This is a genomic window from Amycolatopsis sp. NPDC000009 (assembly GCF_055563465.1).
On sequence record NZ_JBVHDI010000001.1, the window covers coordinates 446,736 to 466,522 of the forward strand.

At 69.3% G+C, this 19,787-nt stretch carries 18 protein-coding genes and 1 pseudogene; 10 read left to right on the top strand and 9 right to left on the bottom strand.

The features are described 5' to 3' along the window. Positions 1 to 11: 11 nt before the first annotated feature. From ACZ3HL_RS02330 to ACZ3HL_RS02340, 3 genes and pseudogenes are all read right to left on the bottom strand, one after another. Positions 12 to 1,289 (bottom strand): hypothetical protein, encoded by a 1,278-nt coding sequence (locus tag ACZ3HL_RS02330; protein WP_465528278.1) that lies wholly within the window; start codon positions 1,287 to 1,289, stop codon positions 12 to 14. Next, complete coding sequence (locus tag ACZ3HL_RS02335; RefSeq protein ID WP_465529087.1) at positions 1,286 to 2,566, bottom strand: ATP-grasp domain-containing protein; 1,281 nt, start codon at positions 2,564 to 2,566, stop codon at positions 1,286 to 1,288. The genes ACZ3HL_RS02330 and ACZ3HL_RS02335 overlap by 4 nt, the downstream gene beginning before the upstream one ends. 3 nt (positions 2,567 to 2,569) lie before the next feature. Beyond that, positions 2,570 to 3,520: pseudogene (locus ACZ3HL_RS02340) on the bottom strand (glycosyltransferase family 2 protein); the annotation flags it as partial. A gap of 320 nt (positions 3,521 to 3,840) precedes the next feature. On the opposite strand from ACZ3HL_RS02340, the gene ACZ3HL_RS02345 reads away from it, so the two are divergent. Genes ACZ3HL_RS02345 through ACZ3HL_RS02360 form a run of 4 tightly spaced genes read left to right on the top strand, consistent with a single transcriptional unit; the run spans position 3,841 to position 7,725 of the window. Next, positions 3,841 to 4,566, top strand: a complete 726-nt coding sequence (locus ACZ3HL_RS02345; RefSeq protein WP_465529089.1) for a hypothetical protein — start codon at positions 3,841 to 3,843, stop codon at positions 4,564 to 4,566. After that, the gene (locus ACZ3HL_RS02350; RefSeq protein ID WP_465528280.1) at positions 4,566 to 5,669 is read left to right on the top strand and encodes a hypothetical protein; all 1,104 of its coding nucleotides are present in this window, start codon (positions 4,566 to 4,568) and stop codon (positions 5,667 to 5,669) included. Before ACZ3HL_RS02345 ends, ACZ3HL_RS02350 begins: the two co-directional genes overlap by 1 nt. Next, on the top strand, positions 5,666 to 6,709 hold the full coding sequence (locus ACZ3HL_RS02355; RefSeq protein ID WP_465528282.1) for a GNAT family N-acetyltransferase: 1,044 nt from the start codon (positions 5,666 to 5,668) through the stop codon (positions 6,707 to 6,709). Before ACZ3HL_RS02350 ends, ACZ3HL_RS02355 begins: the two co-directional genes overlap by 4 nt. Next, on the top strand, positions 6,703 to 7,725 hold the full coding sequence (locus ACZ3HL_RS02360) for a GNAT family N-acetyltransferase (RefSeq protein ID WP_465528284.1): 1,023 nt from the start codon (positions 6,703 to 6,705) through the stop codon (positions 7,723 to 7,725). The genes ACZ3HL_RS02355 and ACZ3HL_RS02360 overlap by 7 nt, the downstream gene beginning before the upstream one ends. 13 nt (positions 7,726 to 7,738) lie before the next feature. On the opposite strand, the gene ACZ3HL_RS02365 is transcribed toward ACZ3HL_RS02360, so the two are convergent. Then, on the bottom strand, positions 7,739 to 8,434 hold the full coding sequence (locus ACZ3HL_RS02365; protein WP_465528286.1) for a TetR/AcrR family transcriptional regulator: 696 nt from the start codon (positions 8,432 to 8,434) through the stop codon (positions 7,739 to 7,741). 110 nt (positions 8,435 to 8,544) lie between these two features. On the opposite strand from ACZ3HL_RS02365, the gene ACZ3HL_RS02370 reads away from it, so the two are divergent. Genes ACZ3HL_RS02370 through ACZ3HL_RS02390 form a run of 5 tightly spaced genes read left to right on the top strand, consistent with a single transcriptional unit; the run spans position 8,545 to position 11,612 of the window. After that, entirely contained in the window at positions 8,545 to 8,958 is a 414-nt protein-coding gene (locus ACZ3HL_RS02370; protein WP_465416298.1) for an SgcJ/EcaC family oxidoreductase, read from the top strand. Further along, positions 8,955 to 9,311 (top strand): hypothetical protein, encoded by a 357-nt coding sequence (locus tag ACZ3HL_RS02375; protein WP_465528288.1) that lies wholly within the window; start codon positions 8,955 to 8,957, stop codon positions 9,309 to 9,311. Before ACZ3HL_RS02370 ends, ACZ3HL_RS02375 begins: the two co-directional genes overlap by 4 nt. Positions 9,312 to 9,340: 29 nt before the next feature. After that, complete coding sequence (locus tag ACZ3HL_RS02380; RefSeq protein ID WP_465528290.1) at positions 9,341 to 10,141, top strand: siderophore-interacting protein; 801 nt, start codon at positions 9,341 to 9,343, stop codon at positions 10,139 to 10,141. A gap of 10 nt (positions 10,142 to 10,151) precedes the next feature. Continuing rightward, complete coding sequence (locus ACZ3HL_RS02385) at positions 10,152 to 11,387, top strand: serine hydrolase domain-containing protein (protein WP_465528292.1); 1,236 nt, start codon at positions 10,152 to 10,154, stop codon at positions 11,385 to 11,387. Positions 11,388 to 11,408: 21 nt separating this feature from the next. Then, complete coding sequence (locus ACZ3HL_RS02390; RefSeq protein ID WP_465528294.1) at positions 11,409 to 11,612, top strand: hypothetical protein; 204 nt, start codon at positions 11,409 to 11,411, stop codon at positions 11,610 to 11,612. Here ACZ3HL_RS02390 and ACZ3HL_RS02395 read toward each other — a convergent pair. Further along, positions 11,588 to 13,051, bottom strand: a complete 1,464-nt coding sequence (locus tag ACZ3HL_RS02395) for an alpha/beta hydrolase (protein WP_465528296.1) — start codon at positions 13,049 to 13,051, stop codon at positions 11,588 to 11,590. The two genes, ACZ3HL_RS02390 and ACZ3HL_RS02395, sit on opposite strands and share 25 nt — an antisense overlap. A 174-nt stretch (positions 13,052 to 13,225) precedes the next feature. Between ACZ3HL_RS02395 and ACZ3HL_RS02400 the strand changes: the two genes are divergently transcribed. Continuing rightward, positions 13,226 to 14,716: an FAD-dependent monooxygenase gene (locus ACZ3HL_RS02400; RefSeq protein ID WP_465528298.1), complete on the top strand. Its 1,491-nt coding sequence runs from the start codon at positions 13,226 to 13,228 to the stop codon at positions 14,714 to 14,716. A 61-nt stretch (positions 14,717 to 14,777) separates the two neighbouring features. On the opposite strand, the gene ACZ3HL_RS02405 is transcribed toward ACZ3HL_RS02400, so the two are convergent. Genes ACZ3HL_RS02405 through ACZ3HL_RS02420 form a run of 4 tightly spaced genes read right to left on the bottom strand, consistent with a single transcriptional unit; the run spans position 14,778 to position 19,527 of the window. Continuing rightward, entirely contained in the window at positions 14,778 to 15,767 is a 990-nt protein-coding gene (locus tag ACZ3HL_RS02405; RefSeq protein ID WP_465416288.1) for a TIGR03842 family LLM class F420-dependent oxidoreductase, read from the bottom strand. Positions 15,768 to 15,777: 10 nt separating this feature from the next. Then, a complete protein-coding gene (hydA, locus tag ACZ3HL_RS02410) occupies positions 15,778 to 17,163 on the bottom strand; it encodes a dihydropyrimidinase (RefSeq protein WP_465528300.1) in 1,386 nt (461 codons plus the stop codon). Next, complete coding sequence (locus tag ACZ3HL_RS02415) at positions 17,163 to 18,005, bottom strand: nitrilase-related carbon-nitrogen hydrolase (protein ID WP_073846488.1); 843 nt, start codon at positions 18,003 to 18,005, stop codon at positions 17,163 to 17,165. The genes hydA and ACZ3HL_RS02415 overlap by 1 nt, the downstream gene beginning before the upstream one ends. Next, positions 17,956 to 19,527: an NCS1 family nucleobase:cation symporter-1 gene (locus tag ACZ3HL_RS02420; protein WP_465528301.1), complete on the bottom strand. Its 1,572-nt coding sequence runs from the start codon at positions 19,525 to 19,527 to the stop codon at positions 17,956 to 17,958. Before ACZ3HL_RS02420 ends, ACZ3HL_RS02415 begins: the two co-directional genes overlap by 50 nt. Between the last annotated feature and the right edge of the window lie 260 nt (positions 19,528 to 19,787).

Consider the following 19,787-nt stretch of genomic DNA (forward strand, 5'->3'; position numbering starts at 1 on the left):
CAGTGCGACGTTCAGAGTTCGGGGTGGTGGCGGCGCAGCAGCCGCCGGAGGACGATCGCCCGCGCGCCGATCGCGAAGACGAGGGCGGCGAACCCGCCGACCGGCCCCATCGCCGGGACGAGTGCGACGGCGGCCAGCGGGGTGGCGACCAGACCGGCGATCGACGCCGACGCGGTGAGCGTGAGGACCTTGCTGTTGGTGTTCTCGATCAGGAAACCCGCGTAGAGCTGGACAGCGAACAAGACCGTCTCGACCAGGACGAAGACACCGAGGACCACGTACGTGCCGACGGTGTCTTCAGCGGTCAGCACCGCGCGGGCCGCCGGGATCACGAGGGCGATGCCCACGAGGAGGAGGAACGAGAGCGAGCCTCGCTCGACCACCTTCAGCAGTCCGACCGCGCGAGCCCGGCCCGCCGCCGCCCCGCTTCCGCGCAGCCGCGCCGAAATCGCCGGCTGGTGCACCCGGAGCTGGTAGAACAACAGCGAGCAGAACGCGCTGCCGGCCAGCAAGGCGACGTAGAACGGTCCACTGTCGACGGTCCGGCCCGCCAACGCCAGCACCCCGAACACCGTCGACGTCGCGAGGACGTCCAGCACCTCGGTCATCCCGAGCAGCACGGTGGTCCGGCCGAACGCGGGCAGGAGCCGATGTCCCTCGATCCGGTGGACCCGTAGCCACTTCCTCGGCAGCAGAGCCGCGGAGAAGCCGAGGATGAGCAGGATCCCGCCGAGCAGCAGGCCGAGGTGCGTCAAGGGCGGCCAGCGGACGAACCAGGTGCCCACGGTCACGGCGCCGACCACGAGCGCGCCCGCGGTGAACGCCAGAGCGTCCAAAGTGGACTTCCCGGTGAAGCGGTGCAGGCCGGAGACCGTCATCAGCAGGCCGCCGGAGATCGACCAGCCCGCGGCCGTCAGGTACAGCGCGGCGTCAGAGTCCGGCGCGACGATCAGCGCGACCGCCATCGCCGCCAGGATCATCAGGACCGGGACGACGGCGACGCGGACGGCCAGCGCCGCGACCGCGTCCCGGGTCATCCGCAGCCTGGGCAGGCATTTCAACGCCGACTTCTCCGCCGCGGACGGCACGAAGTTGAGCCAGGTCATCAGCCCGAGCGCGGTGGCGAACCGGCCGTAGTCGTGCGCACCCCACGCGGTGATCAGCACCAGGCCCATCGCCTGGATGGCCAGCCGGAAGACACCGCGCCCGGCGAGCAGCCGGAGCACCATCGACGGCTTCGGCGCCGCGATCGACGCGGTGCCGGCACCGGTGAGCGAGGTTCCGGTCAAGGGAGCGGTACCGCCATCCCCTGCTCGTCGAGCAGGAACTTCAGCGTGCCGCGCAACTCGTCCTCCGCCGCGAGCACGTCGGACACCGTCGACGCCGAAAGCACCGCGTATCCCATCTTGTAGCCGGCCTGCTCGTACGGTTTGACGTAGGAGTCCTGCTCCGCGAACAGTTCCAGGTTGTGGACCGCGGGCATGGCCCGGACCTCGTCGACGCCTTCGATGCGCACGATCCGGCCCCCGCGGTCGGAGGCGAGGATGTGGATGAGCGTCGGCCGCGGGTCGCGCGGCGAGAGCACGACCTCGCCGCCGGTCGCGGCGGCGATCCCCGCGGCGATCAGGTCGACGCCGGTGCTGTGCTCGATCGCCTCGGCGAGGCCGTTCCCGCCCATCCGGGCGCCCATCTCGATCAGGTAGAACTTCCCGTCGCGGCCCAATACCGCGTCGAGCGTGAGCGGTCCGGTGCGGTAACCGAGTTCCCCGCACAGCGCGGCCAGCATCACCGGCAGCGCGCGGTCCACCACCGGCGGCAGCCCGGCGGGCAGAAGATGGGACGCCGTCACGAAGAACGGCGGCGGGGTCAGCGTCCGGCGGGTGACCGCGTGGAACACGATCCGGCCGTCGACCACGAGCGCTTCGATCGTGTAGTGCGAGCCGTCGAGGTGTTCCTCGACGACGAGCTTGCCCGACGGCGAGAACGCGAGCGAGTCGGAAAAAGCGGTGGTCAGGCCGCCGGGGCTCGCGCACGAGACGACACCGCGGCTCCCGGAGGAGTCGACCGGCTTCACCAGCGTGGGAAACCGCAGCTGCTGCGCGGCGAGCGCGAGATCCGGGCCCGGTTTCCCGCCGACACTGCGGTAGGTCGGCAGGCGCAGCCGGTCACAGAGATCCCGGAAGACCGACTTGTCGACGGAAGCGGCGACGGCGGCCTCGGGCAGTGGGTCCGGCAGGCCCCAGTGCCGGGTGAGCCAGGCGAGCGCGGGCAGCCCGACGTCGCTGGCGGGACAGAGCACCCCGGCGATGTCGTCCCGTCCCTCCAGCGCCGCCGCGATCTGCTCCGGCGCGCGGACGCTGACCTGGACGAACTCGTCGGCCAGCGCCACGGCGGGCGCGCTCGCACGGACGTCCACGCAGATGGTGCGGAACCCGAGTTCCCGCGCCCGGTGGTACGTGCTGACCGAACCGTCGGCGCCGCCCAGGATCACCAGGCTTCGTGCGGCCGTCGTGTCTTCGGTTTTCTTCACTCCCGCTTGCCTTTCCCCAGGATGGATCTCGGCCATGGCCGAGGCGTAGAGCCGGTCGTCCTCGTCGACCGGGAAGTTGGCTTCCCTGATGTAGAACTGCCGTGGCCGCGGCTGTCCCGCGCCGACCACGACCAGGTAGCGGACGGTCAGCGCGAGCACCGTGAGCAGCACGGAGAACAGGACGAACGTCAGCGCCGACGCGGCGGTCAAGCCGAGCAGCCCGGTGGCGGCCGCGACCCCGGCGAGTACCGAGATCCCGGCGGTCAGCATCGCCGTGCTCGAAGCCACTGTCGTCAGCCGCCGGGTGAAGCCGACGAACAACTCGATGGCGTGCGAGGAAAGGAAACCGAAGCCCACTTTGGACTCACCGCGTTCACGGGCCCGGTGTGCCACCTGGACCGTGGTGTAGCGGCTGGTCAGCCTCGGCACGGTGGCGAGGAAGTACGGGGTGCCCAGGCGGAGATCGACGATCTTGCGCGCGAGTTCCGTACGCACCAAGCGGAACGCCGTCGCGCCGGGCGGGATCTCGATGCGCAGCACGCGCCGGCCGAGGAAATGGAAGGCGGCGGTTCCCCAGCGTCTTAGTAAGGGATCTTGCCTATTGGTGCGGACACCGAAAACGGCGTCGTGGCCTTCCTCGGCCGCGTTGATCAATTTCCCCGCTTCGGAGGCTGGGAACTGCTGGTCGGCGTCGATGTGCAGAAGCCACGGTTTTCCCGCGTACCGATAGCCGGCGGAAAAGGCCGCCTCGAAGCCGAAGTTCCTGGTGAAGGACACGTACCGCACCCGGGGGTCGGTGTGCGCGAGCGCCCGGACGACGTCCAGCGTCCCGTCGGTGCTCCCATCGTCCACATAGAGCAGTTCCAGGGGAAGATTTCCCAACTCGGCGACGATCTCCCGGTAGGAGGGCTCGACGTTGTCGACTTCGTTGAAGCACGGGACGACTACGGTGAGTCCACTCCGCGTGGGTCCGGGTATCGACCAGCTCATCTGGCGAATCCCCGCGGTGAGTGCGCTATCGTGTTCGTAACGTCACTCGTCGTGATTTCACGGTTCATGAGTCCCCTTGCCCCAGGTGCCGGCAGGTCGTGCCGGTTCGAAAGTTCCCGTGTTATAGGCAGACTCGCTTTGTTCCCGCCAGCACATACCGAAAGTTCGTCCTTTCAGCTCAGTCGAAAAGATGGGAAGTCGGGCGAAAACCGGATGAACCTGGCGCGGGGTATTCCCAAACCGGCATCGATGACGCAAGCTTGCGCGCCATGTGGACAGTGGGGGTGAGTGCCGCCTGGCGTGCCGCCTACCGGCGGTCCGTGCGGTCGGCCTTCGCGACGGTGCCGTTCTACCGGGAGCGCTGGGCGCTCGACGGCAGAACGGATCCCGTGCTGGTGCCGGGTCGCACCGGAACGGATTCCGGCGCGGCGCCGCTGGCCGAGGCGGTGCACAAGATCGTCGACCTGGTACCGCTCGCCGGTGGCACACAACGGATCGACCCGAGTCGAGGGCTGGGTCCCGTGCTGCGCAAGGCACGTTCGGTGACCGGGGACGCACTGGTCGTCGTGCTCGGCGGGGACGAGGTGCGGGCGCCGGTGGACCTGCCGCGCGGAGTTCGCTGCTGCGTGGTGGATCCCGACGTGCCGGCGCCAAGTGTCCTGGCGGAACTGTCGGCCGAGCTACGCCGCGGTCGCCGCGTGCTCGCGATCGGTGACGACAAACAACTCGCCGTGTTCGCGGCGGCGCTGCCCGAGGACCGTGCGTACCGGGTCGAATCCGTACCGCGACGAGAACTGGACACAATGGACTCCGGCCCGTACGGGGTGCTCCACGATCCGGCGCTGGGCTACCTCGGCGCGATCGATGAATGCGGTCGCTGGCATCTCGACTGGACCCGCGTCTACGCCCGGCCGACGACCGGCGGTCTCGCGTTCACGTTGCTGCGTCAGGAGTCCCCGCGCTTCGTGGACGTGCTCCCGGCGGGCGGCGTCCGTGGTGAGATCGCGCCGTGCCCGCGACACGGGACACCGGTCGTGCTCACGTGATGGCGACGACGAAGGTGGCGGCACGGAGCACCATGTTCGAGGTCGAGGTGCTCGATCCGAGAAGCGCGGCCGAACCCGAAGGCTGGCGTGGTTTCCTGCGGCGGGCGCGGATGTGGCCGGTGTGGGAGTACGACGTCCTGCGCCGGGAAGCCTGGATGGCGAAGAACCCCGCGGTGCTCGCGGTGCTCCGCCGGAACGGGACGATCGTCGGCGCGTTCACCGTGATGGTGTGCCGGAGCTGGCGGGCTGGTGACTTCGCGCCGCTGACCGTCCGGGGTGGACGGTTCCGGCCGCGCTGGGCGGAGGCCTACCTCTGGCAGCTCAGCGGGTATCCCGCCGGGGTGCTCGACGAGCGGCTGGACGAGACCGAACGGCGGGAAGTGGTCCGCCGGTTCGAACGGGCACTGTGCGCCCACCTCGGGCCGGGACTGCTGGGCTTGATCTATCGCGCCATGAATCCGGAACTCCTTCCGGCGCTGGACGGCCGCGGCCGGATGTCCCGCGAGATCGACCCGGCCGCCGTGCTGACCAACGAGTACTCCACTGTGGACGAATGGGAACGGTCGCTCGACGACGAGATCCGGAAGACGCTGCACGACCTGCGTGAAGACGGGGACCTGCGCACCGAGGCGGCGACGGCCCGCCGGGACCTGGACTGCCACGAACTCGCCGTGCTGCTGAACGCCCACCGGTCCAGGCAGGACGACCGCGCCTGGGCAGGTGGCCAGCGGTCGCGGTTCGGCGGGTTGCACATGGACACCCGAAGCCCGATCGCACCGTCCTATCTGGACGCGCTCGTCCGCCGTCCGGACGTCGTCACCCGTACTTACCGCGACGGATCCGGGCGCCTGCTGGGATTCGGCACGGTGTTCGACGCCGACGACGGCTGCGCGCTGCACCAGTGGGCCGCGCTGCCGAGCGCGGGCGGCGGGCGGAAAGGACTCTATGTCGACTTCTACGCCAGGGGAGTGGAGCACATGATCACGCACCGGCGCCCCGAACTGACCGCCGGCCGGGCGATGCTGGAGAACAAGACCGCGCTCGGCTTCGGTACCAGGTCCCTGGTGTCGGTCGCCGTGCCGAGACCGGTGCTGGGCCGATGACCTGGGAAGTGCGGGTGCTCGACCCGCGGACCGATCCGGAACCCGAGGGCTGGGCGGGATTCCTCGTCGCGCAGCAGGCGCCGGTTCCGTGGGATTACCAGTTGCTGCGGGTGGAGTCGCGGTTTTCCCGCAGCCCGAACGTGCTCACCGTGATCACCGACGGAGGCGAGATCGTCGCCGCGGTACTGGCGATGCTGTGTGCCCCGGTCTCGCCGGACCGTCCCGGTGCCGTGCGCGGCGTGGCGCGGCTCGGCCCGCGCTGGGTCGAGGTGCAGCACGCGTGGCTTTCCGGATACCCGCCGTGGCTGTTCGCCGACGGTGCCGACGCCGCCGACCGGCGGGAGATCATGCGCCGGTTCGAGCGCGCCGTGTGCCGCTTCACCGGGCCGGGGTGCCTGGGCGTCCTCTACCGGACCGTCGAGCCGGAGTCGCTCGACATGCTGACCGGGCGGGGCAGGCCCGTGCGCGACACGATGCCGACGTCGGTGCTGGAGAACCGGTTCGTCGACGTCGACGGATGGCTGGCGTCCCTGCGCCGGAGCAGGCGGCTGAGTTTGCGCAGCCAGTCGAAGAAAATCTCCGCCGACCCGGACGTGATCGTCCGCACCGAGGCCGGCCGCACCGACCTCGACGCGCTGGAGCTGGCCACCATGCTGCGGGAGCACCGCGAGCGGATGGGACCGGTGAAGTTCGACCGGCGCGGTCCGGTCACCGCCGAGTACCTCGGCGAACTCGTGCGCAGGCCGGACGTGATCACCTCGACCTACCACGACGGCGAGGGCAGGCTGCTCGCGTTCACCAACGTGCTCGACCATCCCGTCGCGCCGCTGCACCAGCATTGGGCCGCGCTGGCTCCGGAAGAGGGACGGCCGAAGCACCTCTACTTCGAGGCCGTCGTCCGGAATGTGCACCACATGATCGAAGGCAACCGCAAGTCCCTGTCGATGGGCCGGGGGCTGACCGAGCTCAAGGCGACGCTCGGCTTCCAGCCGGTGCCGCTGCTCGGGGTCATCGTGCCGAGACCGGTGACGCGATGGTGATCGAAGTGCTGGACCCCCGCCGCGATCCGGAGCCCCCGTACTGGAAAGCGTTGCGGACCAAGGCGGGCCTGCGCGCGGACTGGAGCTGGGAGGTGCTCACCACCCAGGCGTGGGCGGCGCGCACCGAGCAACCGGTCACGGTCCTGCTCGAAGACGGGGAACCGCGGGGCGTGGTCAGCTCCGCCTGGGTCACCGGGCTCACGCGGCGGCACCGGTTCGCCCGCCCGGTGGGGCGAGGGCGGCTCGGCGGGCTCGACGTCCGCTCGCCCGGGTCGGGAGCTATGCCGGGCTGGTGGTTCGACGGCGCGGACGAGGACGGCGGCGTCGGCATGCTGCTGGACGCGTTCGTCCCGGCCATGCGCGCGGAACTCGGTTTCGGCCTGCGGGCCCTGCTGGTCCGGCAGGTCGGCGAGTCCGGAGTGGACAGTGTCCGCGGCAGGCTGAAGATGGTGCGCCGGACCGAGGACGTCGCCGTCCTCGACGTCACGCCGTTCTCGGGCCGGGACGACTGGATGCACTCGCTGGCCAGGAAACGCAAGCAGAACCTGCGCAAGATCTTCCGGACCTTCGATGCCGACCCGTCGATCGGCGTGCGCGTGCGGCCCGGCACCGAGGCCGATCCGGTCGAGATCGCGGAACTGTTGCGGCACAACGAATCCAAACATCACGATGTACCGATCGTGCCGCTTCCGGCGTTCGTGGGCTACGTGGGCGCGCTGCTGCGGCAACCGGACGTGCACGTCATCGAGTACCGCGAGACGGCCACGGGCCGGGCGATCGCCGTCGCGACCCTGCTCGACCACCCGGCACTGCCGATCGCCCGGCACTGGGCGGCGCTGCCACCGGAACTCGGCGGGCGGCCCGATCTGTACTTCCACTTCTACGGCGAAACGGTGCGCTGGGCGGTGGAAACCGGGCGGTCGCGGGTGGTGTTCGGGAAGAAGATGTCGGAGATGAAGGCTTCCCTGGGGGCGCATCTGGTGCCGCAGTACGCCGCCGCGGTGGCGCTGCTCTGAGGTGACCCGGCCGTCACGCGTGATCAGACGGACGACACGCCGGGGCCGAGGCCAGGCCGCGTAAGAAGAGATCGATGGCGAACTCGAAGCGTTCCCGCGCGGTCTCCGCGGTGAAGTACTCGCCCGAAGCCAGCAGGTTCGGGAAGGCGCCGGGCGGGAACGACGTCATGTACTCGACCATCCGCTTGCCGCGTTCCTCCTGTTCGGCCGGATCGATGTCGCCGTGTTGCCAGCCGGCGCCTTCGTAGGCGAAAGCCTTGGCGTAGAGCCATAACGCGTCGGCGGCGAACAAGGCCCGCTTGAGGTCGAGACCGCCCGCGCGCAGCACCGCGAGCATCGCTTCGGCCTGCTGCAGGGCGTTCGCGCCGACCGGGACGGGGATGGCCCACGCGATCTTGGCGATCCCGGGGACCGACGTCAGCGCGCGCACGTTGTCGCGCAGCAGGTCCTTCGCCTGCTCGACCCAGCGTTCCGGATCGGGCTCCGGGAACGGGCCGAAGGCGAGGACGTGGTCGACCATCAGCTCGTGGAGCTCTTCCTTGTTCGCGACGTGGGCGTAGAGCGACGCCGGGCCGGTCTCCAGCGCCTGGGCCACGCGCCGCATGCTCACCGCCTCCAGCCCCTCGGCGGCGAGGAGGTCCAGTGCCGTCTTGACCACGAGCTCCTGGGACAGCACGGGTTTCTCGGCGCGACGCCGGGGCCTGCTCACTTCGTTCGCCTCCTGGTCCGGGGTTCGCCGGGAACTCTACTTGACGCGAACACCGTTCGCCTGTAGAACGGTGTTCGTCAAACGAACAGTGTTCGTCCACTGGAGGAATCATGACCGAACGGCAGACCGAAGTACTCGCCGTGCTGGGCAAACTGGCCGACGCGTGGAACGACGGCGACGCGGCCGCGTACGCGTCGCTCTTCACCGAAGACGCCGACTACGTGACCTTCTTCGGGATGAACATGCCAGGGCGCGCGATGATCGAAAGCGCGCATCGGTCGCTGTTCGAGGGACCGCTCAAGGGATCGAAGCTGGTGGCGGGCGGCGGCGAGCCCAAGGTGCGGTTCGTCCGGCCGGACGTCGCGATCGTCGTGTCCGGCGGCGGATCGTCCCTGTCGGGCGGGAAGCCCGAGCCGGGCCGCGAGTCGACGCTGACGTATGTGCTCGTGGAGGAGCCCGGCGGCTGGCGCGTCGCGTCGTTCCAGAACACCCGGGTGAGCGATCCGGCCGCGAGGGCTTCGTGAAGCTCCTGGTCGAGGTGTCCGGCGTGGTCCGCGCGCCGGCCGCCGAGGTCTTCGCCCGGATCGCGGAGACTTTGCGGGCACGGCCGGACAACCCCGGCTTCGAGCTGGATGCCGAGCGCCATTTCCTCGCCCAGCAGGGTGGCTGGTGGTATCGCGGTGAGTACCTCGTGGAGGAGGATCCGGCCGGTGCCCGGGTGACCTATCGGGTGTACAACGTCGCTACCTGGAGCCGGTGGGCGGTTCCCCTGGCGAACCGATTCTTCATCGGATTCGCCGACCGGGTCGGGGAGGGCTTCGATCGGATCCTGGGAGACCTGGCCCGGCTGGGCGGCGAGAGGCGTACGCTCGGTTAGGTTCACCTAACCAAGGAAAGGGAGTGTGCATGGCCGAGGCGCGGAGAGCGGTGTCGGCGACCAGGCTGCGGGTGCTGCGCACCGAGCGGATCACCCCGCATATGGTCCGGATCGTCGCCGGGGGCGAAGAGATCGCCTCGTTCCGGCCAAACGAATTCACCGACGCCTACGTCAAGGTGCACTTCCCGGTGCCCGGCGTCACCTATCCCGAACCGTTCGACCTGGCCCGCGTCCGCGAAGAGCTGCCGCGCGAGCAGTGGCCGCGGATGCGCTCGTACACCGTCCGGGCCTTCGACGCGAACCTCGGCGAGCTGGTGCTCGACTTCGTCCACCACGGTGACGAGGGCGTCGCCGGGCCGTGGGCCGCCGCCGCGAAACCCGGCGACGAACTGCTCATTTCCGGCCCCGGCGGAGCGTACGCACCGGGCGAGGAGGCCGACTGGCATCTGCTCGCCGGTGACGAGAGCGCCCTGCCGGCGATCGCCGCGTCGCTCGAGGCGATGCCGGCGGGTGTTCCCGTGCACGCGTTCATCCTGGTGGAGGACGCGGCCGAAGAGCAGTCGCTGACCACCAAGGGCGACGCGCGGATCACCTGGCTGCACCGGAGCCGGGGCGACGACCTCGCGGCCGCCGTCCGCGCGCTCGACTGGCGCGAAGGTGTCGTGCAGGCGTTCGTCCACGGTGAGGCAGGCTTCGTCCGGGACCTGCGGCGTCATCTGCTGGACGACCGGGGCATGCGGCGCGACCTGCTGTCGATCTCCGGATACTGGCGGATCGGGAAGACCGACGAGGCGTGGCGACTGGAGAAACAGGCCGAGCGGAACGCGTAGCCTCGGTCGCATGATCGAGCTGAAAGTGGACGTCGACCCGGCCGAGGTGGGTTTCGACGCGGAGCGGCTGCGCCGGATCGACAAGCACTTCGACGGGTACCTGGAGCGCAACCGGCTCCCCGGGTATCTGGCCGTGGTGACCAGGAACGGGAAGGTCGCGCATCTCGCGTCGAACGGGCTGCGCGACATCGAAGCCGAGCAGCCGGTCGAGACCGACACGATCTGGCGCGTCTACTCGATGACCAAGCCGGTCACCTCCGTCGCCGCGATGATGCTCGTCGAAGACGGCCTCATCGACCTCAAGGACCCGATCTCCCGCTGGCTGCCGGAGTTCGCGGAACCGCGGGTCTTCGCCGGCGGCTCCTCGGTGAAGCAGGCGACCGTGCCCGCCACCGAACCGATCCGCCTCTGGCATCTGCTCACCCACACCGCCGGGCTCACCTACGGATTCCACCGCACGCATCCGGTCGACGCGGCCTACCGCGACGCCGGCTTCGACTTCGGCACCGCGCCGGGGCTCGATCTGGCGGGCGTGTCCGAGGCGATCGCGCGGCTGCCGTTGCTGTTCGAGCCGGGTTCGGAATGGAACTACTCGGTCGCGACGGACATCCTCGGCAGGCTGATCGAGGTCGTCTCCGGTCAGTCGCTCGACGTCTTCTTCGCCGAGCGGATCTTCACCCCGCTCGGCATGCACGAGACGGGATTCCAGGTCGCCGACGGCGATCTCGACCGGCTGGCCGCGCTCTACGTGCCGCATCCCGCCACCAAGGAGCCGTTCCGCCACGACGAGCTGGGCAACGTCGGCCGCGTGAAGCCTTCGTGCTTCTCGGGTGGCGGAGGGCTGGTCTCCACGGCGGGTGACTTCCACCGTTTCGCGCAGATGCTGGTGCGCGGCGGCGAACTCGACGGCGTCCGGCTGCTCGGCCCGCGCACGGTGCGGCTCATGGCGACCAATCACCTGCCCGGTGGCGTCGACCTGGAGACCTGCGGGCGGACCGGGTTCTCCGAGGCACCGTACGACGGTTTCGGCTTCGGGCTGGGCTTCTCCGTGCTCGACGACCCGGTGAAGGCCAAGACCCTCGCCAGCGCAGGGGAATTCGCCTGGGGCGGCGCGGCGAGCACCGCGTTCTGGGTCGACCCGGACGAGGACGTCACGGTCCTGTTCTTCACCCAGTTGCTGCCCTCTTCCACCTACCCGATCCGCGTCGAATTGAGGAACCTGGTGTACCAAGCCTTGGTCGACTGAGGGGGAGCCACACGCCGGATCGTGGTGGCACAGCACGCGACCCGGCTGAGCAACGATCTGCTCGCTTCGCCGCCGGATCACGTGCCGGCCACCCTGGAAGCCGCGCGGACGGCGCCCGAGGTGGCGCGCCGGTTCGCGAACATCTTCTCCGACCCCGTCGGCTACGCCGGTTGGCTCACCGGCGAGGGCACCGCGCGGGCCTACCTGGCATCGAACGGCGCGTGATCTGGGGCACAGACGGTGCCGCGCGCCGGAAGGCGTCCGTGGGACAGATAGGCGTCGAGAGCCGCGTCGACACAGGCGCTGCGGTTCGCGGCGCCGTGTCCCCAGGCGTCCAGCGTCAGGAGCCGCGCGTTGCCGAGGATGCGTTCGGTGCGCTTCGCCCCCGCGTACGGCGTTTCGGGATCGCCCTTGCCGTTGGCCAGCAACAGGATCGGCGCGGTCGGCCGGTTCCACGGTCCCGTGTACCGCGCCGGGTCGGAGGCGGGCCAGAAGGCGCACGGCAGGGAGAGATACGCGTCGTAGGAACCGAAACCACGGCTCTCCCGGTCGGATACGCGGGCCGCGCGGGGCCAGGCGGCCGGGTCACGCGGGTTCGTGGTGTCCGCGCAGATCGTCCCGCCCCCACCCATCGCGGAGTCGAAAGGCGTCGCGATGGCCTTAGCCGCGACGGGTTTCGTCGCGGATTGAAGGAATTCCGCCAGCGCGGGGGAGCGGGCCTCGTCGGTCAGCGCGCTGTGGGTACGCCGGATGACCTCCTGATAGGTGACCGGCCCCGGTGAAGCCGCCAGCCGGTCGAGGAGCGCGTTGTACTTGGCTCGCAAATCCGTCCCCGGCTCGCGGAACGCGCATCGGACGTCGGCCGCGCACGCGTCGAGGAACGCCTGGAGCGCGCGGTCCGCGTCCCGGAAACCGCCGAGCCTGGTGCTGAACGGGACGTTCGCGTCCTCCGGGCGGTGTCCGGTCGACCAGGCGATCGGATCGTTGACCGCGTCCAGCGCCAACGCCCCGACGCGATGCGGGAACAGGTTGGCGTACACCTCGCCGAGGTAGGTGCCGTAGGAAAGCCCGTAGTAGCGCAGGCGGGGTTCGCCGACGGCTTCGCGCAGTCTGTCGAGGTCCCTGGCGACGTTCGCGGTCGACAGGTGACCCAGCAGCGGCCCGGCGTTGCGGCCGCACGACGCGGCGACCTCGCGGACGTCGGCGAAGTGCCGGGTCTCCTGTTCCGCGGTGATCGGGAAGTTGCCCAGGATTCTCTTGAGCGGCTCGGTTTCCGCCTCGCCGGTGAAGCAGCGCACCGGTGTGCTGGCGCCGATGCCGCGCGGGTCGAAGCCGACGATGTCGAACTGCCGGTGCAGGGACGGGGTCTGGAACTTGCTGAAGCGGCCGGGGTTCCCGGGGCCGCCGGGGTTGGTGAAGAGGGTGCCGCGTTTGTGCTTCCGGTCCGTCGCCGGCAGACGGCCGAGCGCGATCGTGATCCGAGGTCCACCCGGGTCCTGATAGGACAGCGGGACCTCGATCTCGGCGCAGTCGTACCCCGGTGGAGAGCCGGACGGGCAGGGACCCCAGGCGAGCCCCTTCGGCGCGGCCGAGACCGCGGGCGCGATCGTGACGGCGGCGAGGGCGGTGAGAGTGAACACAGTGAGGACGCGGATTCTGGTCACCCGGCCAGCGTCTCGCCTCGCGGGCGCGCGATCCCTGGTGCTCGTACCCGGAAAAATGGTGGGGTACGCCCCTCCATGTTCAACATATAGCGCACCGGGGGGCTTGCGGCAAGACCCCGGTCGTGCCGCAGAATCCTCGGCCGTAGCAAGAACAGGCCGAACAGGAGTGAAGATTTGACGGACGTCGACGTGATCATCGTGGGTGCCGGCCCGACCGGTCTGATGCTGGCCGCCGAACTGCGGCTGGCCGGTGCGCGCCCGCTGGTCCTGGAGCGGCGGCCGGAACAGGGGAAGACTCCGAAGGCCCATGGCCTCAGCGGGCAGATCCTGGACCTGCTGCATTATCGCGGCCTGCTGGACCGGGTGCGGGGGCTCGTCACCGACCCCGTCCCGCCGCATCGCTTCCCGTTCGGTGGGGTGCACGTGGACCTCACCCGGTTCGAGGAGCCGCCGCTGAAGGCGCTTTCGGTTCGTCAGCAGTCGCTGGAGCGGCTGCTGGAGGAGCACGCCATCGAGCTCGGCGCGGAAGTGCGTCGCGGGCACGAAGTCCTCGGGCTGCGCCAGGACGACGACACGGTGACCGCCGAGGTGCGCGGCCCGGACGGGGCGTACGAGGTCACCGCCCCGTACCTGGTGGGCTGTGACGGCGGGCGCAGCCCCGTCCGGTCGATGGCCGGGATCGGTTTCCCCGGCACCACCTATCCCGAGGTCAACCGGATCGGGCAGGTCGAGATCCCCGACGGGCTGACCGTCCACGAGAACGGTGACATCGAGACGCCGGAACTCGGCCGGATCAAGGCGGGCTTCACCCGTACCGACGCGGGTGTGTTCGCGCTCGGCTCGCTGACGCCGGGGATCCTGTTCATCCAGACCACGGAGGACGATCCCGGCGAGGTCGACGACGACGTGCCGATGACGCTCGCCGAACTCGGGGACAGCATCCGCCGCGTGCTCGGCGGCGACATCCCGCTGGGCGATCCGGTCCGGCTCTCGCGCTACCAGTTCTCCGCCCGCCAGGCGGAGCGCTACCGCGAAGGGCGGATCCTGCTGGCGGGCGACGCGGCCCACCTGCTGCCTTCGACCGGCACGGCGATCAACGTCGGCATGTCCGACTCGGTCAACCTGGCCTGGAAACTGGCCGCGGAGCTTCAGGGCCGGGCGCCGGAAGGACTGCTGGACACCTATCACGCGGAACGGCACGCCGCCGGTGCGCGTGCGCTCCTGCAGTCCCGGGCTCAGGTCGCGTTGCGGCGCGGGCACGACGAAGCCGCCGAAGCGCTACGCGCGGTCTTCCAGGAACTGCTGGACGACGAGCAGGCGGCGCGACGGCTGGCCTCCCACGTCGCCGGGACCGACACGCGTTACCCGACACCGGGTTCCGGGCACGCGCTCGCCGGCAGGTTCGTCCCGGATCTCGCGCTGGAGACCGACGAGGGCACGACCAGCGTCGCCGAGTTGCTGCGTCCGGCGCGGCCGGTCCTGCTCGACCTCGCCGGACGACCGGAACTCCGCGAACTCGCACAGGGGTTCGCGGACGTCCGCATCGCGAAGGCCGAGGATCGGCCCGCCGACGTCCTCCTGATCCGCCCGGACGGCTACGTCGCCTGGGCGGGGGACGACGCCGAAGGCCTGCGTGAGGCCGTCGCCACCTGGTTCACCGGCTGATCCCCCACGCATTTCGTCCTCTGAATGCGGTAAAACGCATTCAGAGGACGAAATGCGGGCGTCAGCGGTTGATGACCTCCGAGCCGTAGCGTTTGAGGGTTTCTTCGCGCTGGTCGTGCATCAGGTACAGCGAAAACTGGTCGACACCGAGCGAAGCCAGCTCATCCAGCCGTTCGACGTGCGCCGAAGACGGCCCGAGCAGGCAGAACCGGTCCACGATCTCGTCCGGGACGAAATCGGTCGACGGATTGCCCGCCCGCCCGTGGTGCGAGTAGTCGTAGCCCTGCCGCTCACGGATGTAGTCGGTCAGTTCGTGCGGCACCGGCCCGGAATCGCCGTACCGCGCCACGAGATCCGCGACGTGGTTGCCGACCATCCCGCCGAACCAGCGCAACTGCTCCCGCTGATGCGCCAGATCGTCGCCGACGTACGCCGGGGCCGCGAGACAGATCGTGATCCCAGCCGGATCCCGCCCCGCCGCGCGCGCCGCCTCACGGACCGAACCGATGGTCCACCGGGCGATCGCGGGATCGGCGCACTGGAGGATGAAGCCGTCGGCGTGCTCGCCGACCGTCTTCAGCGCCTTCGGCCCGTATCCCGCCATCCACATCTCGAGCCTGCCGTTGCGGATCCAGGGGATCTGCACCGGCTTGTCCCGCAACAGGACTTCGCGTCCCTCGGCCAGCTCCTTGACCACGTGCATGCAGTCGCGCACGGTGGCCAAAGTGGACGGTGGCATGCCGACCACGCGGTGCGCCGAGTCGCCGCGGCCGATGCCGCAGACGGTCCGGTTGCCGTACATGTCGTTGAGCGTGGCGAAGGTCGACGCCATCACCGACCAGTCCCGGGTGGCCGGGCTGGTCACCATCGGGCCCACGATCATCGACGACGTCGCCGCGAGGATCTGCGAGTAGATGACGAACGGTTCCTGCCACAGCACGCACGAGTCGAACGTCCAGCCGTAGCGGAACCCCTGGTCCTCGGCGGCCTTCATCAGCCGCACCAGGTCGCGTGCGGGCGGATCGGTCTGGAGAACAATTCCGAAGTCCACGGCCACCGCCTCAGTTCAGGTACTGGTTCAGAGCGCGCGAGAGGAATTTCCCGTGCGTCGTACTGCCCGAGAAACCGGACGGAGACACGACCACGCGGCCGCGGGACAGCACCGTCTCGACCTTGCCGGTGATCTCCATCCCTTCGTAGGCCGAGTAGTCCACGTTCATGTGGTGTGTCTCGACCGAGAGGGTCTGCTTCGCCGCCGGGTCGTAGACGACGATGTCCGCGTCCGAACCCGCCGCGATGACGCCCTTGCGCGGGTACAGCCCGAACATCCGCGCCGGGGTGGTCGAGCAGGTCTCGACCCAGCGGCCGAGGGTGAGCTCGCCCGCCACGACACCTTGGTGCAGCAGGTCCATCCGGTGTTCGACGCCGGGGATCCCGTTGGGGATCGCGCGGAAGTCGCCGCGGCCGAGTTCCTTCTGGTCCTTGAAACAGAAGGGACAATGATCCGTGGACACCACCGAGAGGTCGTTGGTGCGCAGGCCCCGCCACAGATCCGCTTGATGCGACTTCTCACGCAGCGGGGGAGAGGCGACGTACTTCGAACCCTCGAAATCCGGTTTCGCCAGGTCCTCAATGGACAGATAGAGATACTGCGGACACGTCTCCGCGAAGACGTTCTGCCCGTCGTTACGCGCTTCCGCGACCGCCGCCAGCGCCTGCGACGCCGAGAGATGCACGATGTACAGCGGCGCCCCGGTCACCTCGGCCAGCCGGATCGCGCGCGAGGTCGCCTCGCCCTCCAGCTCCGGCGGCCGGGTGAGCCCGTGCTGCACCGGGTCGATCCTCCCGGCGGCGAACGCCTGCGCCGCCAGCTGGTCGATCGCGATGCCGTTCTCCGCGTGCATCATGATCGTCGCGCCGATCTCGCGCGCCTTCTGCATGGCCAGCAGGATCTCGCCGTCCGTGGAGTAGAAGACGCCGGGATACGCCATGAACATCTTGAAACTGCCGACCCCGCCGTCGACGCAGGCCCGCATCTCCTTCAACGACGAATCGTTGACGTCGGAGACGATCATGTGGAAGCCGTAGTCGATGGCGCAGTTGCCGTCGGCCTTCTCGTGCCATTTGTCCATAGTGGACAGCAGGGAGGTGCCCTTGGCCTGGACGGCGAAGTCGATGATCGTGGTCGTCCCGCCCCACGCCGCCGCCGTCGTCCCGGTGCCGAAGGTGTCGACGGAATGCGTCCCGCCGAACGGCATCTCCATATGGGTGTGCGCGTCGATCCCGCCGGGCAGCACGTACTTCCCGGTGGCGTCGATGGTCTCGTCGGCGGGTCCGAGCGTGCCGGGGGCGCCGACGGCCGAGATCGTCTCGCCGTCGACGAGCACGTCCGCCGCCGAAGCGCCCATCGTGGACAGCACCTGCCCGCCGCTGATGAGGGTGGTCATCACGCCTCCGCGAGGGGTCCGTAGCTGTCGGGACGGCGGTCTCGGTAGAAGGCCCACAGATCCCGTACCTCGGCGAGCTTGCCCATGTCGAGGTCGCGGACGACGATCTCCTCCTCGGTGTCGGACGCGGCTTCGCCGACGAGCTGGCCGCGCGGGTCCGCGAAATACGACTGGCCGTAGAAGTCGTTGTCGCCCAAGGGTTCCACGCCGACGCGGTTGATCGTGCCGACGTAGTACTCGTTCGCGACGGCGGCCGCCGGCTGCTCCAGCCGCCACAGGTACTCCGAGAGCCCGCGGCTGGTCGCCGACGGGTTGAACACGATCTTCGCGCCCGCCAGGCCCAGCGCGCGCCAGCCCTCCGGGAAGTGCCGCTCGTAACAGATGTAGACGCCGATGCGGCCGACGGCGGTGTCGAACACCGGGTAGCCCATGTTCCCGGGACGGAAGTAGAACTTCTCCCAGAAGCCCTTCACCTGAGGGATGTGGTTCTTGCGGTGCTTGCCGAGGTAGGTGCCGTCGGCGTCGATCACCGCGGCGGTGTTGTAGTACACGCCGGGTTGCTCGACCTCGTACATCGGGACGACCAGCACGACGCCGTGGCGTTCGGCGACCTCCTGCATGAGCTTCGTCGTCGGCCCGTCGGGGATGCCTTCGGTGTAGGAGTAGTAGTCGGTGTCCTGCACCTGGCAGAAGTACGGGCCGTAGAACAACTCCTGCAGGCAGACGACCTGCGCGCCCTGCGAAGCGGCCTTGCCGATGGCATCGACCGCGTTCGCGATCATGGACTCCTTGTCACCTGTCCACCGCTGCTGGATCAATCCGGCTCGGACCACGTCGCTCACTTGCATCCTCCTCTGTTTGGGTGGTGCGGTTGCGTTCGGGCAGGGACAGCAGCAGGTAGACGACGAATGCGCCCGCCAGGCCGACGACCCAGTTGTAGTCGTAGAGCGGTTTCAGGAGCGGGATCAGCCCGTCGGCGGGGAACGGCCCGCCGTACGCGCCGCCGACCGCCAGCACGGCGCCGACCAGCGTCGCGACGAGCGCCCGCCAGTTCCAGCCGCCGTTGAACCAGTAGACGCCGCGTTCGGTGTAGAGATCCCGCAGGTGCAGCTTGGTGCGGTTGACCACCCAGTAGCCGGCGACCAGCACCCCGGCGACCGCACCGAGCAGGCCGCCGTAGAAACCGAGCCACGCGAAGATGTAGATGTTCGGATCGGAGTAGAGCCGCCACGGCTGGATGAGGATGCCGATGACGCCGGTGATCAACCCGCCGACGGCGAAGGTGATCTTCTTCGGGAACGCGTTGGAGAAGTCGTAGGACGGGCTGACCACGTTCGCCGCGAGGTTCGCCGACACGGTCGCCAGCACCAGCGCGATCAGCGCGACCACCACGACGACCGGGGAGTCGAACCGGTCGGCCAGTTTCGCCGGGTCCCAGATCTGCTCGCCGTAGAGGACGCTGCCGCCGGACGTGGTCAGGATGGCGACGATCGCGATGAACGTCATCGTCGTCGGCAGGCCGAGGATCTGGCCGCGGACCTGTTTGCCCTGGCTGCCGCCGAACCGGGTGAAGTCCGGCATGTTCAGCGACAGCGTCGACCAGAACGCGATCATCGCCATCAGCGCCGGGGCGAACACCTTCCAGAAGTCCGGCCCCCAGCCGAGTTTCCCGGGCTCGGCCAGGATCGGCCCGAGCCCGCCCGCCTTGACGAGCACGTAGGCCAGGAGGATCAGGAAGCCGACCGAGACCAGCGGCGCCGTCCAGTTCTCGAATTTCCGGACCGCCTCCATCCCGCGCCAGATGATGAGCATCTGGATCACCCAGAACACCCCGAACGAAAGCCACAGCGTCCAGTGCTGGCCGAGGACGACGGTGGAGTCCTTCCAGCCGGATCCGGCCAGCCGCCCGACGATGATGTAGATCGCCTCGCCGCCGACCCAGGTCTGGATGCCGAACCAGCCGCACGCGATGAACGCCCGCAGCAACGCCGCCAGATTCGCGCCGCGCATCCCGAAGAAGGCGCGGGCGAACACCGGGAACGGGATGCCGTACTTCGTCCCGGCGTGGCTGTTGAGCAGCATCGGGATCAGCACGATCAGGTTGCCGATGGTGATCGTGAGCAGTGCCTGTACCCAGTTCATCCCGAGCGCGATCAGCGACGCCGCGAGCGCGTAGGACGGGATGTTGTGCGCCATGCCCATCCACAGCGCGAAGTAGGTGTAGGTGGTCCAGGTCCGCTTTTCGACCGGGACCGGGGCGAGTTCTTCGTTGTAGAAGCGGCTGTCCTTCAAGGACTCGACCTCGCCGAGTTCCACCCGGCCATCAGGATGCACGTGCTGCGTACCGCGTGCCGTCGGCTCCATTGCGGAATCGTGCTCGCCCGCGCCGCGCGGGTGGGACTGGCAGACTGTTCACTGTTGAGGGCGTCGGAGCGCAGACTGTCGATTGCATTCGAAGGCTCCTGGTGCATGACCTGCGTCACACACGCGGACGTAGCTGTGTACCCGCGGCCTCCGTCCCGCCAAGTCCTGTGCCGCGCGTGTCGTTCGCGATCCCGGCAAACCGGCCGAAACATCTCCACAGGATCTCCACAGCTCACCCGGATGGTCTCCACGGCCGGTGC

Coding starts and splice junctions, on each gene's coding strand:
- ACZ3HL_RS02335 (WP_465529087.1), bottom strand. CDS start 2,566: ATGGCCGAGATCCATCCTGGGGAAAGGCAAGCGGGAGTGAAGAAAACC.
- ACZ3HL_RS02350 (WP_465528280.1), top strand. CDS start 4,566: ATGGCGACGACGAAGGTGGCGGCACGGAGCACCATGTTCGAGGTCGAG.
- ACZ3HL_RS02355 (WP_465528282.1), top strand. CDS start 5,666: ATGACCTGGGAAGTGCGGGTGCTCGACCCGCGGACCGATCCGGAACCC.
- ACZ3HL_RS02360 (WP_465528284.1), top strand. CDS start 6,703: ATGGTGATCGAAGTGCTGGACCCCCGCCGCGATCCGGAGCCCCCGTAC.
- ACZ3HL_RS02370 (WP_465416298.1), top strand. CDS start 8,545: ATGACCGAACGGCAGACCGAAGTACTCGCCGTGCTGGGCAAACTGGCC.
- ACZ3HL_RS02380 (WP_465528290.1), top strand. CDS start 9,341: ATGGCCGAGGCGCGGAGAGCGGTGTCGGCGACCAGGCTGCGGGTGCTG.
- ACZ3HL_RS02385 (WP_465528292.1), top strand. CDS start 10,152: ATGATCGAGCTGAAAGTGGACGTCGACCCGGCCGAGGTGGGTTTCGAC.
- hydA (WP_465528300.1), bottom strand. CDS start 17,163: ATGACCACCCTCATCAGCGGCGGGCAGGTGCTGTCCACGATGGGCGCT.
- ACZ3HL_RS02420 (WP_465528301.1), bottom strand. CDS start 19,527: ATGGAGCCGACGGCACGCGGTACGCAGCACGTGCATCCTGATGGCCGG.